Annotated in this window: 12 protein-coding genes; 10 read left to right on the forward strand and 2 right to left on the reverse strand. The window is 66.6% G+C overall.

Translation table 11 applies throughout. The annotated features are described in order from the left end of the window. Window positions 1-57: 57 nt before the first annotated feature. Entirely contained in the window at window positions 58-756 is a 699-nt protein-coding gene (locus ACFVYC_RS16215) for a TetR/AcrR family transcriptional regulator (protein ID WP_387552225.1), read from the reverse strand. Between the two features lie 187 nt (window positions 757-943). Here ACFVYC_RS16215 and ACFVYC_RS16220 point away from each other — a divergent pair, with 187 nt between their 5' ends. The 7 genes from ACFVYC_RS16220 to ACFVYC_RS16250 are packed head-to-tail and all read left to right on the forward strand — an operon-like array spanning window position 944 to window position 9,206. Then, window positions 944-2,551, forward strand: a complete 1,608-nt coding sequence (locus ACFVYC_RS16220) for a carboxyl transferase domain-containing protein (RefSeq protein WP_387552115.1) — start codon at window positions 944-946, stop codon at window positions 2,549-2,551. A 4-nt stretch (window positions 2,552-2,555) separates the two neighbouring features. After that, entirely contained in the window at window positions 2,556-4,931 is a 2,376-nt protein-coding gene (locus ACFVYC_RS16225; protein ID WP_387552118.1) for an acetyl/propionyl/methylcrotonyl-CoA carboxylase subunit alpha, read from the forward strand. Between the two features lie 2 nt (window positions 4,932-4,933). After that, on the forward strand, window positions 4,934-6,097 hold the full coding sequence (locus tag ACFVYC_RS16230) for an acyl-CoA dehydrogenase family protein (RefSeq protein ID WP_387552121.1): 1,164 nt from the start codon (window positions 4,934-4,936) through the stop codon (window positions 6,095-6,097). Between the two features lie 34 nt (window positions 6,098-6,131). Then, window positions 6,132-6,998 carry a CoA transferase subunit A gene (locus ACFVYC_RS16235; protein WP_387552123.1) on the forward strand — a complete coding sequence of 289 codons (867 nt, stop codon included), beginning with the start codon at window positions 6,132-6,134 and terminating at the stop codon, window positions 6,996-6,998. 2 nt (window positions 6,999-7,000) lie between these two features. Then, window positions 7,001-7,768 carry a CoA transferase subunit B gene (locus ACFVYC_RS16240; RefSeq protein ID WP_387552126.1) on the forward strand — a complete coding sequence of 256 codons (768 nt, stop codon included), beginning with the start codon at window positions 7,001-7,003 and terminating at the stop codon, window positions 7,766-7,768. Beyond that, on the forward strand, window positions 7,765-8,370 hold the full coding sequence (locus ACFVYC_RS16245) for a MaoC family dehydratase (protein WP_387552128.1): 606 nt from the start codon (window positions 7,765-7,767) through the stop codon (window positions 8,368-8,370). Before ACFVYC_RS16240 ends, ACFVYC_RS16245 begins: the two co-directional genes overlap by 4 nt. Further along, window positions 8,367-9,206 carry an HpcH/HpaI aldolase/citrate lyase family protein gene (locus ACFVYC_RS16250; RefSeq protein ID WP_387552130.1) on the forward strand — a complete coding sequence of 280 codons (840 nt, stop codon included), beginning with the start codon at window positions 8,367-8,369 and terminating at the stop codon, window positions 9,204-9,206. Before ACFVYC_RS16245 ends, ACFVYC_RS16250 begins: the two co-directional genes overlap by 4 nt. Here ACFVYC_RS16250 and ACFVYC_RS16255 read toward each other — a convergent pair. Then, window positions 9,203-10,684, reverse strand: coding sequence for a lipase maturation factor family protein (locus ACFVYC_RS16255; RefSeq protein WP_387552227.1), 1,482 nt, complete (start codon window positions 10,682-10,684; stop codon window positions 9,203-9,205). The genes ACFVYC_RS16250 and ACFVYC_RS16255 overlap by 4 nt on opposite strands. A 73-nt stretch (window positions 10,685-10,757) precedes the next feature. On the opposite strand from ACFVYC_RS16255, the gene dxr reads away from it, so the two are divergent. From dxr to ACFVYC_RS16270, 3 genes are read left to right on the forward strand one after another with little or no spacing between them, the layout of a single operon-like run. Beyond that, complete coding sequence (dxr, locus tag ACFVYC_RS16260) at window positions 10,758-11,942, forward strand: 1-deoxy-D-xylulose-5-phosphate reductoisomerase (RefSeq protein WP_387552132.1); 1,185 nt, start codon at window positions 10,758-10,760, stop codon at window positions 11,940-11,942. Between the two features lie 18 nt (window positions 11,943-11,960). Then, the gene (locus ACFVYC_RS16265; protein WP_387552135.1) at window positions 11,961-13,292 is read left to right on the forward strand and encodes a M50 family metallopeptidase; all 1,332 of its coding nucleotides are present in this window, start codon (window positions 11,961-11,963) and stop codon (window positions 13,290-13,292) included. 52 nt (window positions 13,293-13,344) lie between these two features. After that, window positions 13,345-14,025: a DUF4386 family protein gene (locus ACFVYC_RS16270; protein ID WP_387552138.1), complete on the forward strand. Its 681-nt coding sequence runs from the start codon at window positions 13,345-13,347 to the stop codon at window positions 14,023-14,025. Window positions 14,026-14,083 lie beyond the last annotated feature (58 nt).

Genomic DNA, 14,083 nt, shown 5'->3' on the forward strand with positions numbered 1-14,083 from the left:
GTCCCGGCAGTCCCGGCATCTGCCCAAAGACTCCCGGCTGCTGCCCCAGAATTCCGGCTAAGGTCCCGGTTCCGGGGCTTCCACCAGCAGCGCGGCCAGGGCCATGTTTTCCAGCAGCGGACGGGCGGACCGCGACGCCATCTTCCGGCCGTGGCTGCGGACGGAGTGCGGCGTGGAGTTGATCAGCCCGAACGTGGCGTGCGCGCGCATCCTCAGCTCCCCGATCTCCGTGTCCGGCCGCAGCTTCGCGAGAACGGCCACCCAGACCTCGACGTAATTCAGCTGGAGCGACCGGACGGCCGCCTGGTCCTGTTCCGAGAGGTTGCTGAAGTCCCGGTCCTGTACCCGAATGACGTCCGGCTTGCCCAGGGCGAAGTCCACCTGGAACGCGACGAGGCAGCGCAGGGCGGATGCGGGATCGGGGTTCCGGGCCACCACCTCCAGGCCGCCGTCGAGCAGTTCCTGGCTGACGGTTACCAGCAGGTCGGCGAGCACTGCCTGTTTGCCGGGAAAGTGACGATAGACAGCGGGGCCGCTGACGCCTGCTGCTGCTCCGAGGTCCTCAAGGGACACCCGGTTGAACCCGTTGACGGCGAACAGCGAAGCCGCGGCCGACAGCAGAGCCTGACGGCGGTTCTCCTTTGCCTGGCCACGTTGTGTCGGCGAGGCCCGCTGAGTGGACGGGCCGGCATGAGTGGACGGGCTTCGATGTGCAGAGGGTTCACGGGGCGGAGCGGCGTCCGGCGCGGCGTCGATCGAGGACGCGCGTCCGCCGGCCTGGGTGGCGTTGGTGCTGGCCACGTTTCCTCCTCGGACCCGCAGGTCTAGCCGGGGCGATAGGTGTTGGACTTCACAGTTAATACAGACTAACCTGAATTTCAGTTATTGGGCGCTAACCGAGTTGGCCTTCAGCGGCTCGGATCGGAACAGGAACGGACCGTCAATGGAGACCCTTGCCACCCGGCTTGACGCTACAGCCGAGGCGTTTTCGTCGAACCGTGCCGCCCAGCTGGCGCTCGCAGAAGAGCTGCAGAAGAAGCTGGCCGACGCCGCCCTGGGCGGGCCCGAAAAGTCCAGGGAACGCCACGTGGCCAGGGGGAAACTCCTGCCCCGCGAGCGCATCGACCAGCTGCTGGATGAGGGCAGCCCATTCCTTGAGATCGCCCCCCTCGCCGCCAACGGAATGTATAACGATGAGGCTCCCGGCGCCGGCGTCATTGCGGGGATCGGGCTGGTACACGGCCGCCATGTCCTGGTGATCTCCAACGACGCCACCGTCAAGGGCGGCACGTACTATCCGATGACGGTGAAGAAGCACTTGCGGGCCCAGGAAATGGCCTTTGAAAACCGGCTGCCCTGTATTTACCTGGTCGATTCCGGCGGAGCCTTCCTGCCCAAGCAGGATGAGGTGTTCCCGGACCGGGACCACTTCGGGCGTATCTTCTACAACCAGGCCCGACTCTCCGCGGCCAAGATTCCCCAGATCGCGTCCGTTATGGGCTCCTGCACCGCGGGCGGCGCCTACGTCCCTGCCATGAGCGACGAAACCGTCATCGTCCGGAACCAGGGCACCATCTTCCTGGGCGGGCCGCCGCTGGTTAAGGCCGCGATCGGTGAAATCGTCAGTCCGGAGGAACTCGGCGGCGGGGAAGTGCACTCAAGGATCTCAGGTGTGACGGACCACTTGGCCGAAAACGATGAACACGCACTGCAGATCATCCGCGACATCGTGGCCACCCTGCCGCCCCCGGTGCCACCGGCATGGGAGGTGGCGGCCGCCGTCGAACCCGCTGCAGACCCGGCCGGGCTCTACGGCGCCGTGCCCACAGACGTCAATGCGCCGTACGACGTCCACGAGGTGATCGCCCGGCTGGTGGACGGCGGCCGGTTCCACGAATTCAAGAAGGAATACGGCGCCACCCTGGTGACAGGCTTTGCCCGGCTGCACGGTCACCCGGTAGGGATCGTGGCCAACAACGGCGTGCTCTTCAGCGAGTCCTCCCTGAAAGGCGCACATTTCATCGAGCTGTGCGACCAGCGGGGAATCCCGCTGGTGTTCCTGCAGAACATCTCCGGTTTTATGGTGGGCAAGGATTCGGAGCAGGGCGGCATCGCCAAGAACGGCGCCAAGATGGTGACGGCCGTGGCCACGGCCCGGGTGCCCAAGCTGACGGTGGTGATCGGAGGCTCCTTCGGTGCCGGCAACTATTCCATGTGCGGCCGCGCCTACTCGCCGCGGTTCCTGTGGATGTGGCCCGCCGCCCGGATCTCCGTGATGGGCGGCAACCAGGCCTCCAGCGTCCTGGCCACCGTGAAGCGTGAACAGTACGAGGCTGCCGGCCAGGAGTGGTCAGCCGAGGACGAGGAAGCGTTCAAGGCGCCGATCCGCCGGCAGTACGAGGACCAGGGCAGCCCCTACTACTCCACCGCCCGGCTGTGGGATGACGGCGTGATTGATCCCGCGGACACCCGCACGGTCCTGGGCCTGGCGCTGGACGTGGTCTCCCGCACCCCGCTCCCCGAAACCTCCTTCGGCCTCTTCAGGATGTGACCGCATGACCACACCATCCCTCACCAGCACGTCCGTCACGCCCAAACCGCTGTTCCAGGCAGTCCTGGTGGCCAACCGGGGTGAGATCGCCTGCCGCGTCATCCGCACGCTGCGCGCGCTTGGCATCCGGTCAGTCGCCGTCTACAGCGATGCCGACGCCGGCGCCCGGCACGTGCGCGAAGCAGACACTGCCGTCCGGATCGGCCCGGCCGCTGCCGCTGAGAGCTACCTGAAGATCGAGGCCATCATCGATGCCTGCCGCAGGACCGGAGCCGAAGCCGTGCACCCGGGCTACGGCTTCCTGAGCGAGAATGTGGACTTCGCCCGTGCCCTCGACCAGGCAGGGATCACCTTCATCGGCCCGGGCGTCGAGGCCCTGAACATGATGGGGGACAAGATCCGGTCCAAGAACCACGTGTCCGGATACGGCGTCCCCGTGGTACCCGGCATTGCCCAACCGGGAATGACGGACGGTGAGCTGGTACGGGCTGCCGCCGCCCTGGGGTTTCCGCTGCTCATCAAACCCTCCGCCGGGGGTGGCGGCAAGGGCATGCACGTGGTGGAACGCCAGGAGGACCTTGAAGCCACGCTCGCCACGGCGCGGCGGGTGGCGGCAAGCGCCTTCGGCGACGACACCCTGTTCCTGGAACGGCTGGTGTCCACCCCGCGGCACATCGAAGTGCAGGTGCTCGCGGACAACCACGGCAATGTCATCCACCTCGGCGAGCGCGAATGCTCACTGCAGCGGCGGCACCAGAAGGTCATCGAAGAGGCGCCATCTCCGCTGCTCGAAGCGCTTTCCGACGGCGGCGCGATCCGGGCCCGCATCGGCGAAGCCGCCTGCAACGCCGCGCGGAGCGTGAATTACAGCGGCGCCGGAACCGTGGAGTTCCTCGTCTCCGACGATGCACCGGAGGAGTTCTATTTCATGGAAATGAACACCCGGCTGCAGGTGGAGCATCCGGTCACCGAGTTGGTCACCGGCATTGACCTCGTTGAATGGCAGGTGCGGATTGCGGCCGGCGGGGAACTCACCGTCCGGCAGGCCGACGTCGAACTTAACGGACACGCAGTGGAAGCCCGCGTCTACGCCGAGGTTCCCGAGAGGAACTTCCTGCCGTCCACCGGGACAGTGCTGCTGCTGGACGAACTGCCCGGAGGACCAAAGCGGCCCAGTGCCCCGTCGCGGACCCAGGTTACTGCCGGCAACGGCATCGTGCGGGTGGATTCGTCCCTGGTGGAGGGGCTGGAGCTCTCGGCAAGCTACGATCCCATGATGTCCAAGGTCATCGCCTGGGGCGAAAACCGCGCGGCTGCCCTGGCTACCCTCGACGCGGCGCTCGCCGGATATACAGCGCTGGGGCTGGACACCAACGTGGAGTACCTGCGGCTGCTCATCAATGATCCCGACGTCCGCGCCGGCAGGCTCGATACCGGCCTGATAGAGCGCAAACTGCAGGATTTCTCGTTCCGCCGGGTTGCCGATTCGGAAGTGGTCGCGGCAGCGCTCTACTCTGTCGGGGCCGGGGAACAGGACAACGCACCCCGGCAGCCGGGTCCCTGGTACGCGCGGAATGGCTGGCGGCTGGGAGCACCGGCACCCCGGCAGGTCAGTTTGGGAACGCCCGACGGCGGCGTGGCCACGGTGCGCATCAGCGCTGCCGCCGGGACTACGGCGGATGACGGCGTCACCGGGGGCGCCACCACGGGGGGCACTGCTACCGGGGGCGCCACCACCCGGGGCACTGTCACTCGGGTTGTGGGCGCTGGCCGAGCTGTCCTCGTGGCTGTGGACAACGGGCCCGCACGCCCGGCGCGGCTGGAGTTCCTTTCTCCCCGCGCAGCCGTGCTGACCCTCGACGGGCGTGCAACAACCTACGCCCTCGCCCCGGTTTTCCGTGGCCCGGGGGCCCCGGCACATGATTCGCCGGTCGTCGGGGTTCCCACGGAGCTGTTCCTTGGCAATGAAGGCTGGTCCTGCCGGCTGGAGGTACTCACCCGCGAGTCGCGGCTTGAACGGGTACTTGCGGCCATACACCGGGAGGAAGGCGCCGCGGACCCGGCGGTGCGCTCGCCGATGCCGGGGACGGTGGTGTCCGTGCCGGTCACTGACGGGGACTCTGTAGCGGCCGGCCAGATCCTGGTTTCAGTGGAGGCAATGAAGATGGAGCACCAACTGCTGGCTCCCTTGGACGGGACGGTACACCTGACCGCCAGACCCGCCGACCTTGTCAAGGCGGACCAGGTGCTGGCAACCGTCCACCCGCATGCTGCTGCCGCTGGCAGCAGCGGCCACCCCACCGGCACAGACCAATCAGGCACAGACCAAGCAGACACAGATCCATTAGACACAGACCCATCACACGGCAAAGGAGCCTAGACATGGCAGGTTTTGAACTGAGCGAGGAATACCAGGACCTCAGCGACACCGTCCGGGACTTCGCGGACACCGTCGTGGCTCCGGTATCTGCCAAGCACGACGAGGAGCACAGCTTCCCGTACGAGGTGGTGAAGCAGATGGCCGAGATGGGCCTGTTCGGCCTGCCCTTCCCGGAGGAGCTTGGGGGCATGGGCGGGGACTACTTCGCCCTGGCCCTCGCGCTGGAGCAGCTGGGCCGGGTGGACCAGTCCGTCGCCATCACCCTTGAGGCAGGCGTCTCGCTGGGCGCCATGCCCGTCTACCGTTTCGGAACCGAAGAGCAGAAGCAGGAGTGGCTGCCCATGCTGGCGTCCGGCCAGGCGCTCGCCGGCTTCGGCCTCACAGAACCTGAGGCGGGCTCGGATGCGGGCGGTACCAAGACCTCCGCCCGGCGGGAGGGCGGACAATGGGTAATCAATGGCAACAAGGAGTTCATCACCAACTCCGGCACGGACATTACCCGCCTGGTCACCGTTACGGCCGTGACCGGCCAGAAGGAACGCCCGGACGGCAGCCTGCAGAAGGAGATCTCCACCATCCTGGTCCCCACGGACACGCCCGGGTTCAGGGCGGAAAAGCCGTACAACAAGGTGGGCTGGAATGCCTCGGACACCCACCCGCTGACCCTCAGGGATGTCCGGGTGCCGGAAGCGAACCTGCTGGGGGTGGAAGGCCGCGGTTATGCCAACTTCCTGTCCATCCTGGATGAGGGCCGCATCGCCATCGCAGCCCTGGCCACCGGCGCAGCCCAGGGGTGTGTGGACCTTTCGGTCAAGTACGCCAAGGAACGCAGCGCCTTCGGGCACCGGATCGGCAAGTACCAGGCCATTTCGTTCAAGATCGCCCGCATGGAAGCCCGGGCTCACACTGCCCGCCTGGCCTACTACGATGCGGCGTTCCGCATGCTGGCCGGAAAGCCGTTCAAGACCCAGGCGGCCATCGCTAAGATGGTCGCAGGCGAGGCGGCCATGGACAACGCGCGGGATGCCACCCAGGTATTCGGCGGCTATGGCTTCATCAACGAGTTCACCGTGGCACGCCACTACCGCGACTCCAAGATCCTTGAAGTGGGGGAGGGCACCACGGAGGTCCAGCTGATGCTGATCGCCCGCGAACTGGGACTGTAGTACTGGGACTGTAGCCGGCCTGAGAGGATCACCGATGATTAACAAGGTTGTTGCCACCGCGGAGGAAGCAGTTGCGGACATCCCGGACGGCGCCTCCCTGGCCGTGGGCGGGTTCGGCCTCTGCGGCATCCCGGTATCCCTGATTGACGCGCTGCACCAGGCAGGGACATCGGAGCTGGAAACGGTCAGCAACAACTGCGGCGTGGACGACTGGGGCCTGGGGATCCTGCTGCGCGACGGGCGCATCCGCCGCACCATCAGCTCCTACGTGGGGGAGAACAAGGAGTTCGCCCGGCAGTACCTGGCCGGCGAGCTTGAGGTGGTCCTTACACCGCAGGGGACCCTGGCCGAAAAACTCCGGGCAGGCGGCGCCGGCATCCCGGCCTTCTACACCAAGGCGGGGGTGGGCACCCAGGTCTCCGAGGGCGGCCTGCCGCAGAAGTACGACGCCGACGGCGGGATTGCCGTCGCGTCCGCACCGAAGGAGGTGCGCACCTTCGCCGGCGTGGACTATGTGCTGGAGGAGGCTTTGACCCCGGACTTCGGACTGGTCCACGCGTGGAAGGGCGACCGCCACGGAAACCTGGTTTTCCACGCCACCGCCATGAACTTCAATCCGCTGTGCGCCATGGCCGGGCGGATCACCATCGCCGAGGTGGAGGAACTCGTGGAACCGGGCGAGCTGGACCCGGAACATATTCATACCCCCGGCATCTTCGTCCAACGGGTGGTGCTGGCTGCCAGCGCAGAGAAACGCATCGAGAAGCGGACAGTAGCCCTCACGGCGCCATCCGGGCTGCCTGCAAACCAGAGCGGCTCCGCCCCCGCGGGCCCCTACCAGAACGCCGCCAACCAGAACGCCGCCAACCAGGACGTCACCACCCCGCAGGCAGGAGCTTAGCCATGGACCCGAACAGCCCCTACGCGCCGCGGCCGGAAGGTGTCCGCCCCGAATACCGCCGGGCACCGGCCCAGCAGCACGAGGTGCCGGCGGACGGAGCCGTTGCCAAAGGCTGGACCCGCAACGAGCTGGCAGCCCGGGTGGCCCGGGAACTCAGCAACGGCCAATACGTCAACCTGGGCATCGGAATGCCCACCCTGATACCCAACTACATCCCCGCCGGCGTGGAAGTGGTGCTCCACTCCGAAAACGGGATCCTCGGCGTCGGCCCCTATCCGGCGGAGGACGGCGTTGATCCGGACCTGATCAACGCCGGCAAGGAAACTGTCACGGTCAACAAGGGGGCTGCCTTCTTCGACTCGGCCTCCTCCTTCGGAATGATCCGCGGCGGCCACGTGGACGTTGCCGTCCTTGGCGCCATGGAGGTGGCGGAGAACGGCGACCTCGCCAACTGGATGATTCCGGGCAAGATGGTCAAAGGAATGGGCGGCGCCATGGACCTGGTGTTCGGCGCCAAGAAGGTGATCGTGATGATGGAGCACCTGGACCGCAACGGGAAACCGAAAATTGTCCAGCAGTGCTCCCTGCCTCTGACCGGCAAAGGCTGTGTGGACCGGATCATCACGGACCTGGCTGTCATCGACGTGGTAGCGGACGCCTCCGGCTCACGGCTCGTACTCCGGGAGTTGGCGCCCAACGTTTCCGTGGAGGACGTGGCGGCCGCCACCGGCGCCGAGCTTTTTGAGGAAGACCGGGAACTGACTGTATGAGCGGCGACGTTCCGGCAGGCCACACAACCGGGCAGGCAGGCCCACCCACCGGGCAGGCAGGCGCAACCGCCGGCCCAGCCACCGGAGAGCGGCGCGTCATCGAGCAGCGCGGACTCTACTTCGACGAGCTGGAGGAGGGCGCGCTGTACGCCCACCGGCCAGGCCGCACGGTTACGGAAGCGGACAACGTCCTGTTCACCACCCTCACCATGAATACCCAGGCCTTGCACCTCGATGCGGCCTGGAGCGCCGGGCAACCGTTTGGCCAGCGGCTGGTGAACTCGATGTTCACCCTCGCCACCATGGTGGGCCAGTCCGTCTCCCAGCTCACCCAGGGCACCATCATCGCCCAGCTGGGGCTGACCGACGTCTCCTTTCCGCACCCGCTGTACCCCGGTGACACCCTCTACACCGAGACGGTCATCACCGGGAAGCGGCTATCCTCGTCCCGGCCAGGCCAGGGAATCGTCACCATGGAGCACACCGGCCGCAACCAGGACGGCACGGTGGTGGCGCTTGCGAAGCGCAGCTGCCTGATGTGGACGCGGGAAGCACATCCCGGGCAGCCAGGCGGCGCGGGAGAGGGGACAATACCGGTATGACCTTTGTGATGGGCCCTGCCCTGCTTTTTTGCCCTGCGGACCGGCCGGAGCGCTACCAGAAAGCTGCAACCCGGGCCGACGCCGTCATCCTGGACCTCGAGGATGCGGTGGCCCCGGCGGACAAACAACGTGCGCGCGGTGCAATTCTCGCCCAGCTCGGCGCCACCGGTGACGAGCCCGAGCTGGATCCCAGCCGGACCATTGTCAGGGTGAACCCGGCCGGGACCGAGGAATTCGAGAAGGACCTCCACTGCCTGGCCCACACTCCCTACAAAACAGTGATGCTCGCGAAAGCCGAAAGTGCGGCGCAGCTGGAGGCTTTGTCCGGCTACCAGGTCATCGCCCTGTGTGAGACGGCAGCGGGTGTCCTTAATGCCGCGGCAATCGCCGCTGCCCCCAACGTGGTGGCGCTGATGTGGGGAGCCGAGGACCTGCTCGCGTCATTGGGCGGGACTTCCAGCAGGATGGACGACGGCGGCTACCGGGCCGTCGCGCTGCACGCCCGGTCTTCGGTCCTCCTGGCCGCGCGGGCCTTCGGCAAGGAAGCCGTGGACGCGGTTTATACCAACATTCCCGATGTGGCGGGCCTTGCAGCGGAGGCTGCGGACGCCGTCGCTACAGGCTTCGGCTCCAAGGCATGCATCCATCCCAGCCAGGCAGCCGCTGTGCGCGGTGCGTTTGCGCCGTCGGAAGCGGAAGTCTCGGCTGCGGCAGCGCTGCTGCAGGCGGCTGCGGCGGCCGGACAGGGCGTTTTCCAGTACCAGGGCCACATGATCGACGGCCCCATCCTCAAGCACGCCGAGGCTGTGATCCGGCGGGCAGGGGAGCACGTCTAGCGTTTCCGCCCGCCGGACCGCCGCAGCGAAATTGGAGGAATCGGCTCGTGGAGCAGCGTCCGCACCCAGCGGTCCCCGGTCTGGCGGTGTTCCTGGCGCGTTGCAAACCGGTAGTGGTAGCTGCGTACGCGCACCCAATGCGGCGGCTCGGCGTCGAACGGGTCATGCCGGAGGAGCCGCAGAGTGGGGCGGTCCGCTTCCAGCAGCTTGCCGAGGAATGCGTAAAACCACTCCTCATGGACGGTCCGCAGCGGGAGGAACCACATCAGCCAGTCAAGCCGCAGGTGGTACGGCGCCCACTGGCGCGGGATCCTGCGGACATCGCCCGGCTTGCCCTTGAAACCGTACTCCCGCCACTCCGAGGAGTCGTCCGGGTCCCCGTCCAGTGTGCCTTCCACCACGATCTCGATGCGCTTTTTGGTCACTGACCCGAACGCCCCGTAGGTGTTGACCAGCTGCCAGCGGTTGAAGCTGGCGTTCATCAGCTGCCGGCTGGAGAACAGGTTCCGCAACGGCCAGTAGCTGAGGATGACCAGGAGCAGGGTGACTGCCAGCGTGATAACCAGCCACCACAGGGGAGTGTCCCTGCCCACGGCGGCGCTGGATGCACCAGCCCCGTGCCAGTCCAGTGGAATAACCGGCACAACGGCGTGTGCCACCGGGTCGCTGACCGCCGCGAACGCCAGCACGATGGCAATCCAGTTCAGCCAGGCGAAGTTGCCGCTGGCCACCAGCCACAGCTGGGTCAATATGACCACGGCCGCCGCTGCGCTGCCAACCGGCTGCGGCGCGAACAGGAAGAACGGCACCACCAACTGGGCGAAATGGTTGCCCAGCACTTCAACTTTATGGAGGGGCTTGGGCAGCAGGTGCGCCTGCCGGCTCAGCGGCCCCGGCATGGGCTGGGTCTCGTGGTGGTAGTACAGGGCGGTCAGGTCCCGCCACTCCCGGCCCCCGCGGATCTTGATCATGCCGGCGCCGAATTCCAGCCGGAACACCAGCCACACGACCAGGATCAGGATGGTGCGCGGCGGGTCTGTCTGGTTCGACCCCAGGAAGGCCACCGTGAAGCCTGCCTCCAGAAGCAGCATCTCCCACCCAAAGCCGTAGAACGTCTGGCCGACGTTCACGATGGACATGTAGAGCAGCCACAGGCCCAGGAACGCCATGAGCGGAACCCAGGGCGGCCCCTGCTGGGGGAGCCCGGCCACCAGCAGTGCCGACACCACCATCCCGGCCGCGCACACCCAGCGCAACAGGCGGTCGGAATAGCGCCAGCGGAAAAGGGTGGGCCGGCGCAGGCGGCTGAAACCGGAAAGGTACTTCGGCGCGGGCAGGAGGCCGCGTTCGCCCAGCAGCACAGGGAACTGGTTCAGGGAGGACAGGAACGCAACGAAATACAGTGCTGCCACGCCCCGCTGCAGCACCTGCCGGGCGAACTCGTATTCCGGCGCGTCAAACCAGGAGAGCCAGTCCACGGAGTCCACGTTACGCCCGGCCACCACGCGGTCAAGGCGCTTCAGGTCAAGGTTGGTGCGCGATACTTAAGCAATGCAGCCACGCAAGATCTCCCTTCTCGGATCCACCGGCTCCATCGGCACTCAGGCGATTGACGTCGTCGACGGCGCTCCGCACCTTTTCGAGGTGGTGGCCCTCAGCGCCGGAGGAGGCAACCTGGAACTACTGGCGCGCCAGGCGGTGCACACCGGGGCGGCGGCAGTTGGCATTGCCGGTGGTGACCCCAGCCGCCTGGCAACGTTGATCGATGACGCTGCAGCCGCAGCGGGCAGGCTCGGTTACCGGCCAGAAATCATCGCCGGAGCGGATGCGTCCACCCGGATCGCCGAAGTCGAGGCCGACGTTGTGCTCAACGGAATCACGGGCTCCATCGGCCTGGCACCCACGCTGGCGGCCCTCAAGTCCGGCGCTACCCTCGCCCTGGCGAACAAGGAATCCCTTATTGTCGGCGGCTCGCTGGTGAAGGCGGCAGCACGGGCCGGCCAGATTGTGCCGGTGGACTCCGAGCACTCGGCGATCGCCCAGTGCCTGCGTTCCGGGTCAGCGGCCGAGGTGGACAGACTCATTCTCACCGCCTCGGGCGGCCCCTTCCGCGGCAGGACCCGGGAGGAACTCCACGGTGTCACTCCGCAGGCGGCGCTGGCACACCCCACCTGGGACATGGGCGTGATGGTAACCACCAACTCGGCCACCCTCGTGAACAAGGGACTGGAAGTCATCGAGGCGCACCTGCTGTTCGACGTGCCGCTGGACCGGATCGACGTGGTGGTCCATCCCCAGTCCGTGGTGCATTCAATGGTCCAGTTCATCGACGGCTCGATCATTGCGCAGGCGTCCCCTCCGGACATGCGCCTCCCCATAGCCTTGGGGCTGGGCTGGCCGGACCGGGTGCCCAGTGCCGCCGCCGCCTGCGACTGGACCCAGGCCACCACCTGGACTTTTGAACCGTTGGACGTGACCGCGTTCCCTGCCGTTGATCTCGCCAAGGACGCCGCCCAACAGGGCAGCACCTACCCCGCCGTCTTCAACGCCGCCAACGAGGAGGCTGTCACGGCGTTCCACGCCGGCCGCATCAGGTTCACGGACATCGTGGACACCATCGCCGCCGTGCTCAGCGAACACTCAGGCTCCTCCGGGCTGACAGTGGAAACCGTGCTGGATGCTGAAGGCTGGGCACGCGCACGCGCCAATGAACGTTTAGCAGTCAGCAGTCTCTAGGAAGCAGCAAGTACCTCCATGACCCCCGTTCTCCTTTTTATCCTCGGCGTTGTCTTTGTGGCCATCGGCATCGCTGCCTCCATTGCGCTCCACGAAGTGGGCCACCTCCTGCCCGCCAAGATCTTCAAGGTCCGCGTCACCAAGTACATGATCGGCTTTGGCCCAACGCTCTGGTCACGGCGGAAGGGCGAGACCGAGTACGGCGTGAAGGCCATCCCGCTGGGCGGCTACGTGTCCATGATCGGGATGTACCCGCCCAACCAGGAGGACGGATCCGTTCGCCCCTCCAGCACGGGCATGTTCCAGACCCTGGCCACGGAGGCGCGGTCCGCAGCCCACGAGGAAGTGGGCCCGGGCGATGAAAACCGGGTGTTCTACCGTCTTCCGGTGTGGAAAAAAATCATCGTGATGCTGGGCGGCCCGGCCATGAACATGGTCCTGGGCGTGGTGCTGACGGCCGTCCTGCTGATGGGCTTTGGCATGGCCACAGCCACCACCACCATTTCCGACGTCTCCAAATGCCAGGTTGCAGCGGGCGAAACCGTGGACCCGGATTCAGCCGACTGCCAGCTCACTCCCGCCGCCGCAGCCGGCCTCAAACCCGATGACACCGTCACCTCCTTTGACGGGAAAGCCGTGGCCAGCTGGGACCAGTTGACCGAATGGATCAGGGCGTCGGCCGGGCGTGAAGTGCCTATCACCGTGGAGCGGAACGGAGCCCCCGTTTCCACCACCGTGACCCCCGTGCTGTCGGCCCGGCCCATCATTGGTGCGGACGGCCGGCAGGCGAAGGACGACGCCGGCAGCCTCCTGTACCAGGACGTCGGCTTCCTCGGCATTGGCGCGCAGACAGAGCTGGTGGCCCAGCCGGCGTCGTCCGTCCTGCCCATGGCCGGCGAGAACATCCGGCAGGTGGCAGGGGTGGTGTTCAACCTGCCCGCGCGTGTGGTGGGCGTGGCGAAAGCCGCCTTCAGCGAGGAACCACGCGACCCCAATGGTCCCATCAGCGTGGTGGGTGTGGGCCGGGTGGCCGGTGAAGTGGCTGCCATGGAGGAGATCCCCGTCCAGTCGAGGGTGGCCACCCTCGTGGGACTGCTTGCCGGGCTGAACTTCGCGCTGGCGGTCTTCAACCTGATCCCGCTGCTGCCGCTGGACGGCGGCCACGTTGCGGGCGCGCTGTACGAAGGTGCCCGGCGCCAGCTGGCCAGGCTGTTCGGCAAACCGGATCCCGGCGCCTTCGACATCGCCAAGCTGCTGCCGGTGACGTATGTGGTGGCGGCCCTGCTGATGGGCATGAGCGCGCTCCTCATTTACGCCGATATCGTAAAGCCGGTGAACCTCTTCGGCTGACCTTCCGGTTCCGTCAACTACGGTCCGGCCCGCCTGGAAAGAGGTGGACACAGTGAACACGCGGTACACCAGCCGGTGGGTCCGGGCAGGGTTGTGGGCCCTTCCCGTCTCATGGCTCGCCACAGCCTGGTCAAGCCTGGAACCCCAGCCGGACCCGGAAAAGGACCCGGCTGCCTGGGCCCGGTTCGTCAGCTCCGATTACTACCAGGTGAGCCATCTTTTCGGGAGCACGGGCGGCACCATCGTGTCCCTCTTCGGGTTGTTCGCCCTGGGCTGTTATCTTGCCGGCAGCCGTTCGGGACGGCTCGCGCTGCCAGCAATGGCGGCCGCGGCGGCGGGCACGGCTTTACTGCTGGTGCCGGCCGTAATTTCCACGTTCGTGACACCCGCGGTGGGGAAGGCCTACCTGGGCGGAAACGAGGACGTGATGCAGCTGGACTTCCCGGAGTCCATGAGCGCAGCGTTTTTGCTTGGCCTGCTGCTCGCAGTGGTGGGCAGTGTCCTGCTGGGCATCGCAGTCTGGCGTTCCGGTGTGCTGCCGCGCTGGGCCGGCGCGCTCTGGATTGCAGGTGCTTTGCTGTTCTACGTCCTGGGTGCAGTTCTGGGGATGGCGACAACCGGGAGCAGCCTGCCAACCCAGCCCGCGGGAGCGGTGCTGATGGCAGTTGCCGGCGCGTGGGTCGCTTGGACAGGCGTGAGGCACGCCGTTCCTTCAGAAACCCCCACTAGGTGATTTTGGTCTATCAGCCTTCACTGGCTGATTTTCAATAATCAGCTATTTAGGGTTGATT

The organism is Pseudarthrobacter sp. NPDC058329 (assembly GCF_042879835.1).
In the GTDB taxonomy this organism is placed as follows: Bacteria; Actinomycetota; Actinomycetes; order Actinomycetales; family Micrococcaceae; genus Arthrobacter.

What these genes read in the sequence shown, in the direction of transcription:
- ACFVYC_RS16225 (WP_387552118.1), top strand. Translation starts at nt 2,556, where the DNA reads ATGACCACACCATCCCTCACCAGCACGTCCGTCACGCCCAAACCGCTG.
- ACFVYC_RS16220 (WP_387552115.1), top strand. Translation starts at nt 944, where the DNA reads ATGGAGACCCTTGCCACCCGGCTTGACGCTACAGCCGAGGCGTTTTCG.
- ACFVYC_RS16245 (WP_387552128.1), top strand. Translation starts at nt 7,765, where the DNA reads ATGAGCGGCGACGTTCCGGCAGGCCACACAACCGGGCAGGCAGGCCCA.
- ACFVYC_RS16250 (WP_387552130.1), top strand. Translation starts at nt 8,367, where the DNA reads ATGACCTTTGTGATGGGCCCTGCCCTGCTTTTTTGCCCTGCGGACCGG.
- ACFVYC_RS16240 (WP_387552126.1), top strand. Translation starts at nt 7,001, where the DNA reads ATGGACCCGAACAGCCCCTACGCGCCGCGGCCGGAAGGTGTCCGCCCC.
- ACFVYC_RS16230 (WP_387552121.1), top strand. Translation starts at nt 4,934, where the DNA reads ATGGCAGGTTTTGAACTGAGCGAGGAATACCAGGACCTCAGCGACACC.
- dxr (WP_387552132.1), top strand. Translation starts at nt 10,758, where the DNA reads ATGCAGCCACGCAAGATCTCCCTTCTCGGATCCACCGGCTCCATCGGC.
- ACFVYC_RS16235 (WP_387552123.1), top strand. Translation starts at nt 6,132, where the DNA reads ATGATTAACAAGGTTGTTGCCACCGCGGAGGAAGCAGTTGCGGACATC.
- ACFVYC_RS16265 (WP_387552135.1), top strand. Translation starts at nt 11,961, where the DNA reads ATGACCCCCGTTCTCCTTTTTATCCTCGGCGTTGTCTTTGTGGCCATC.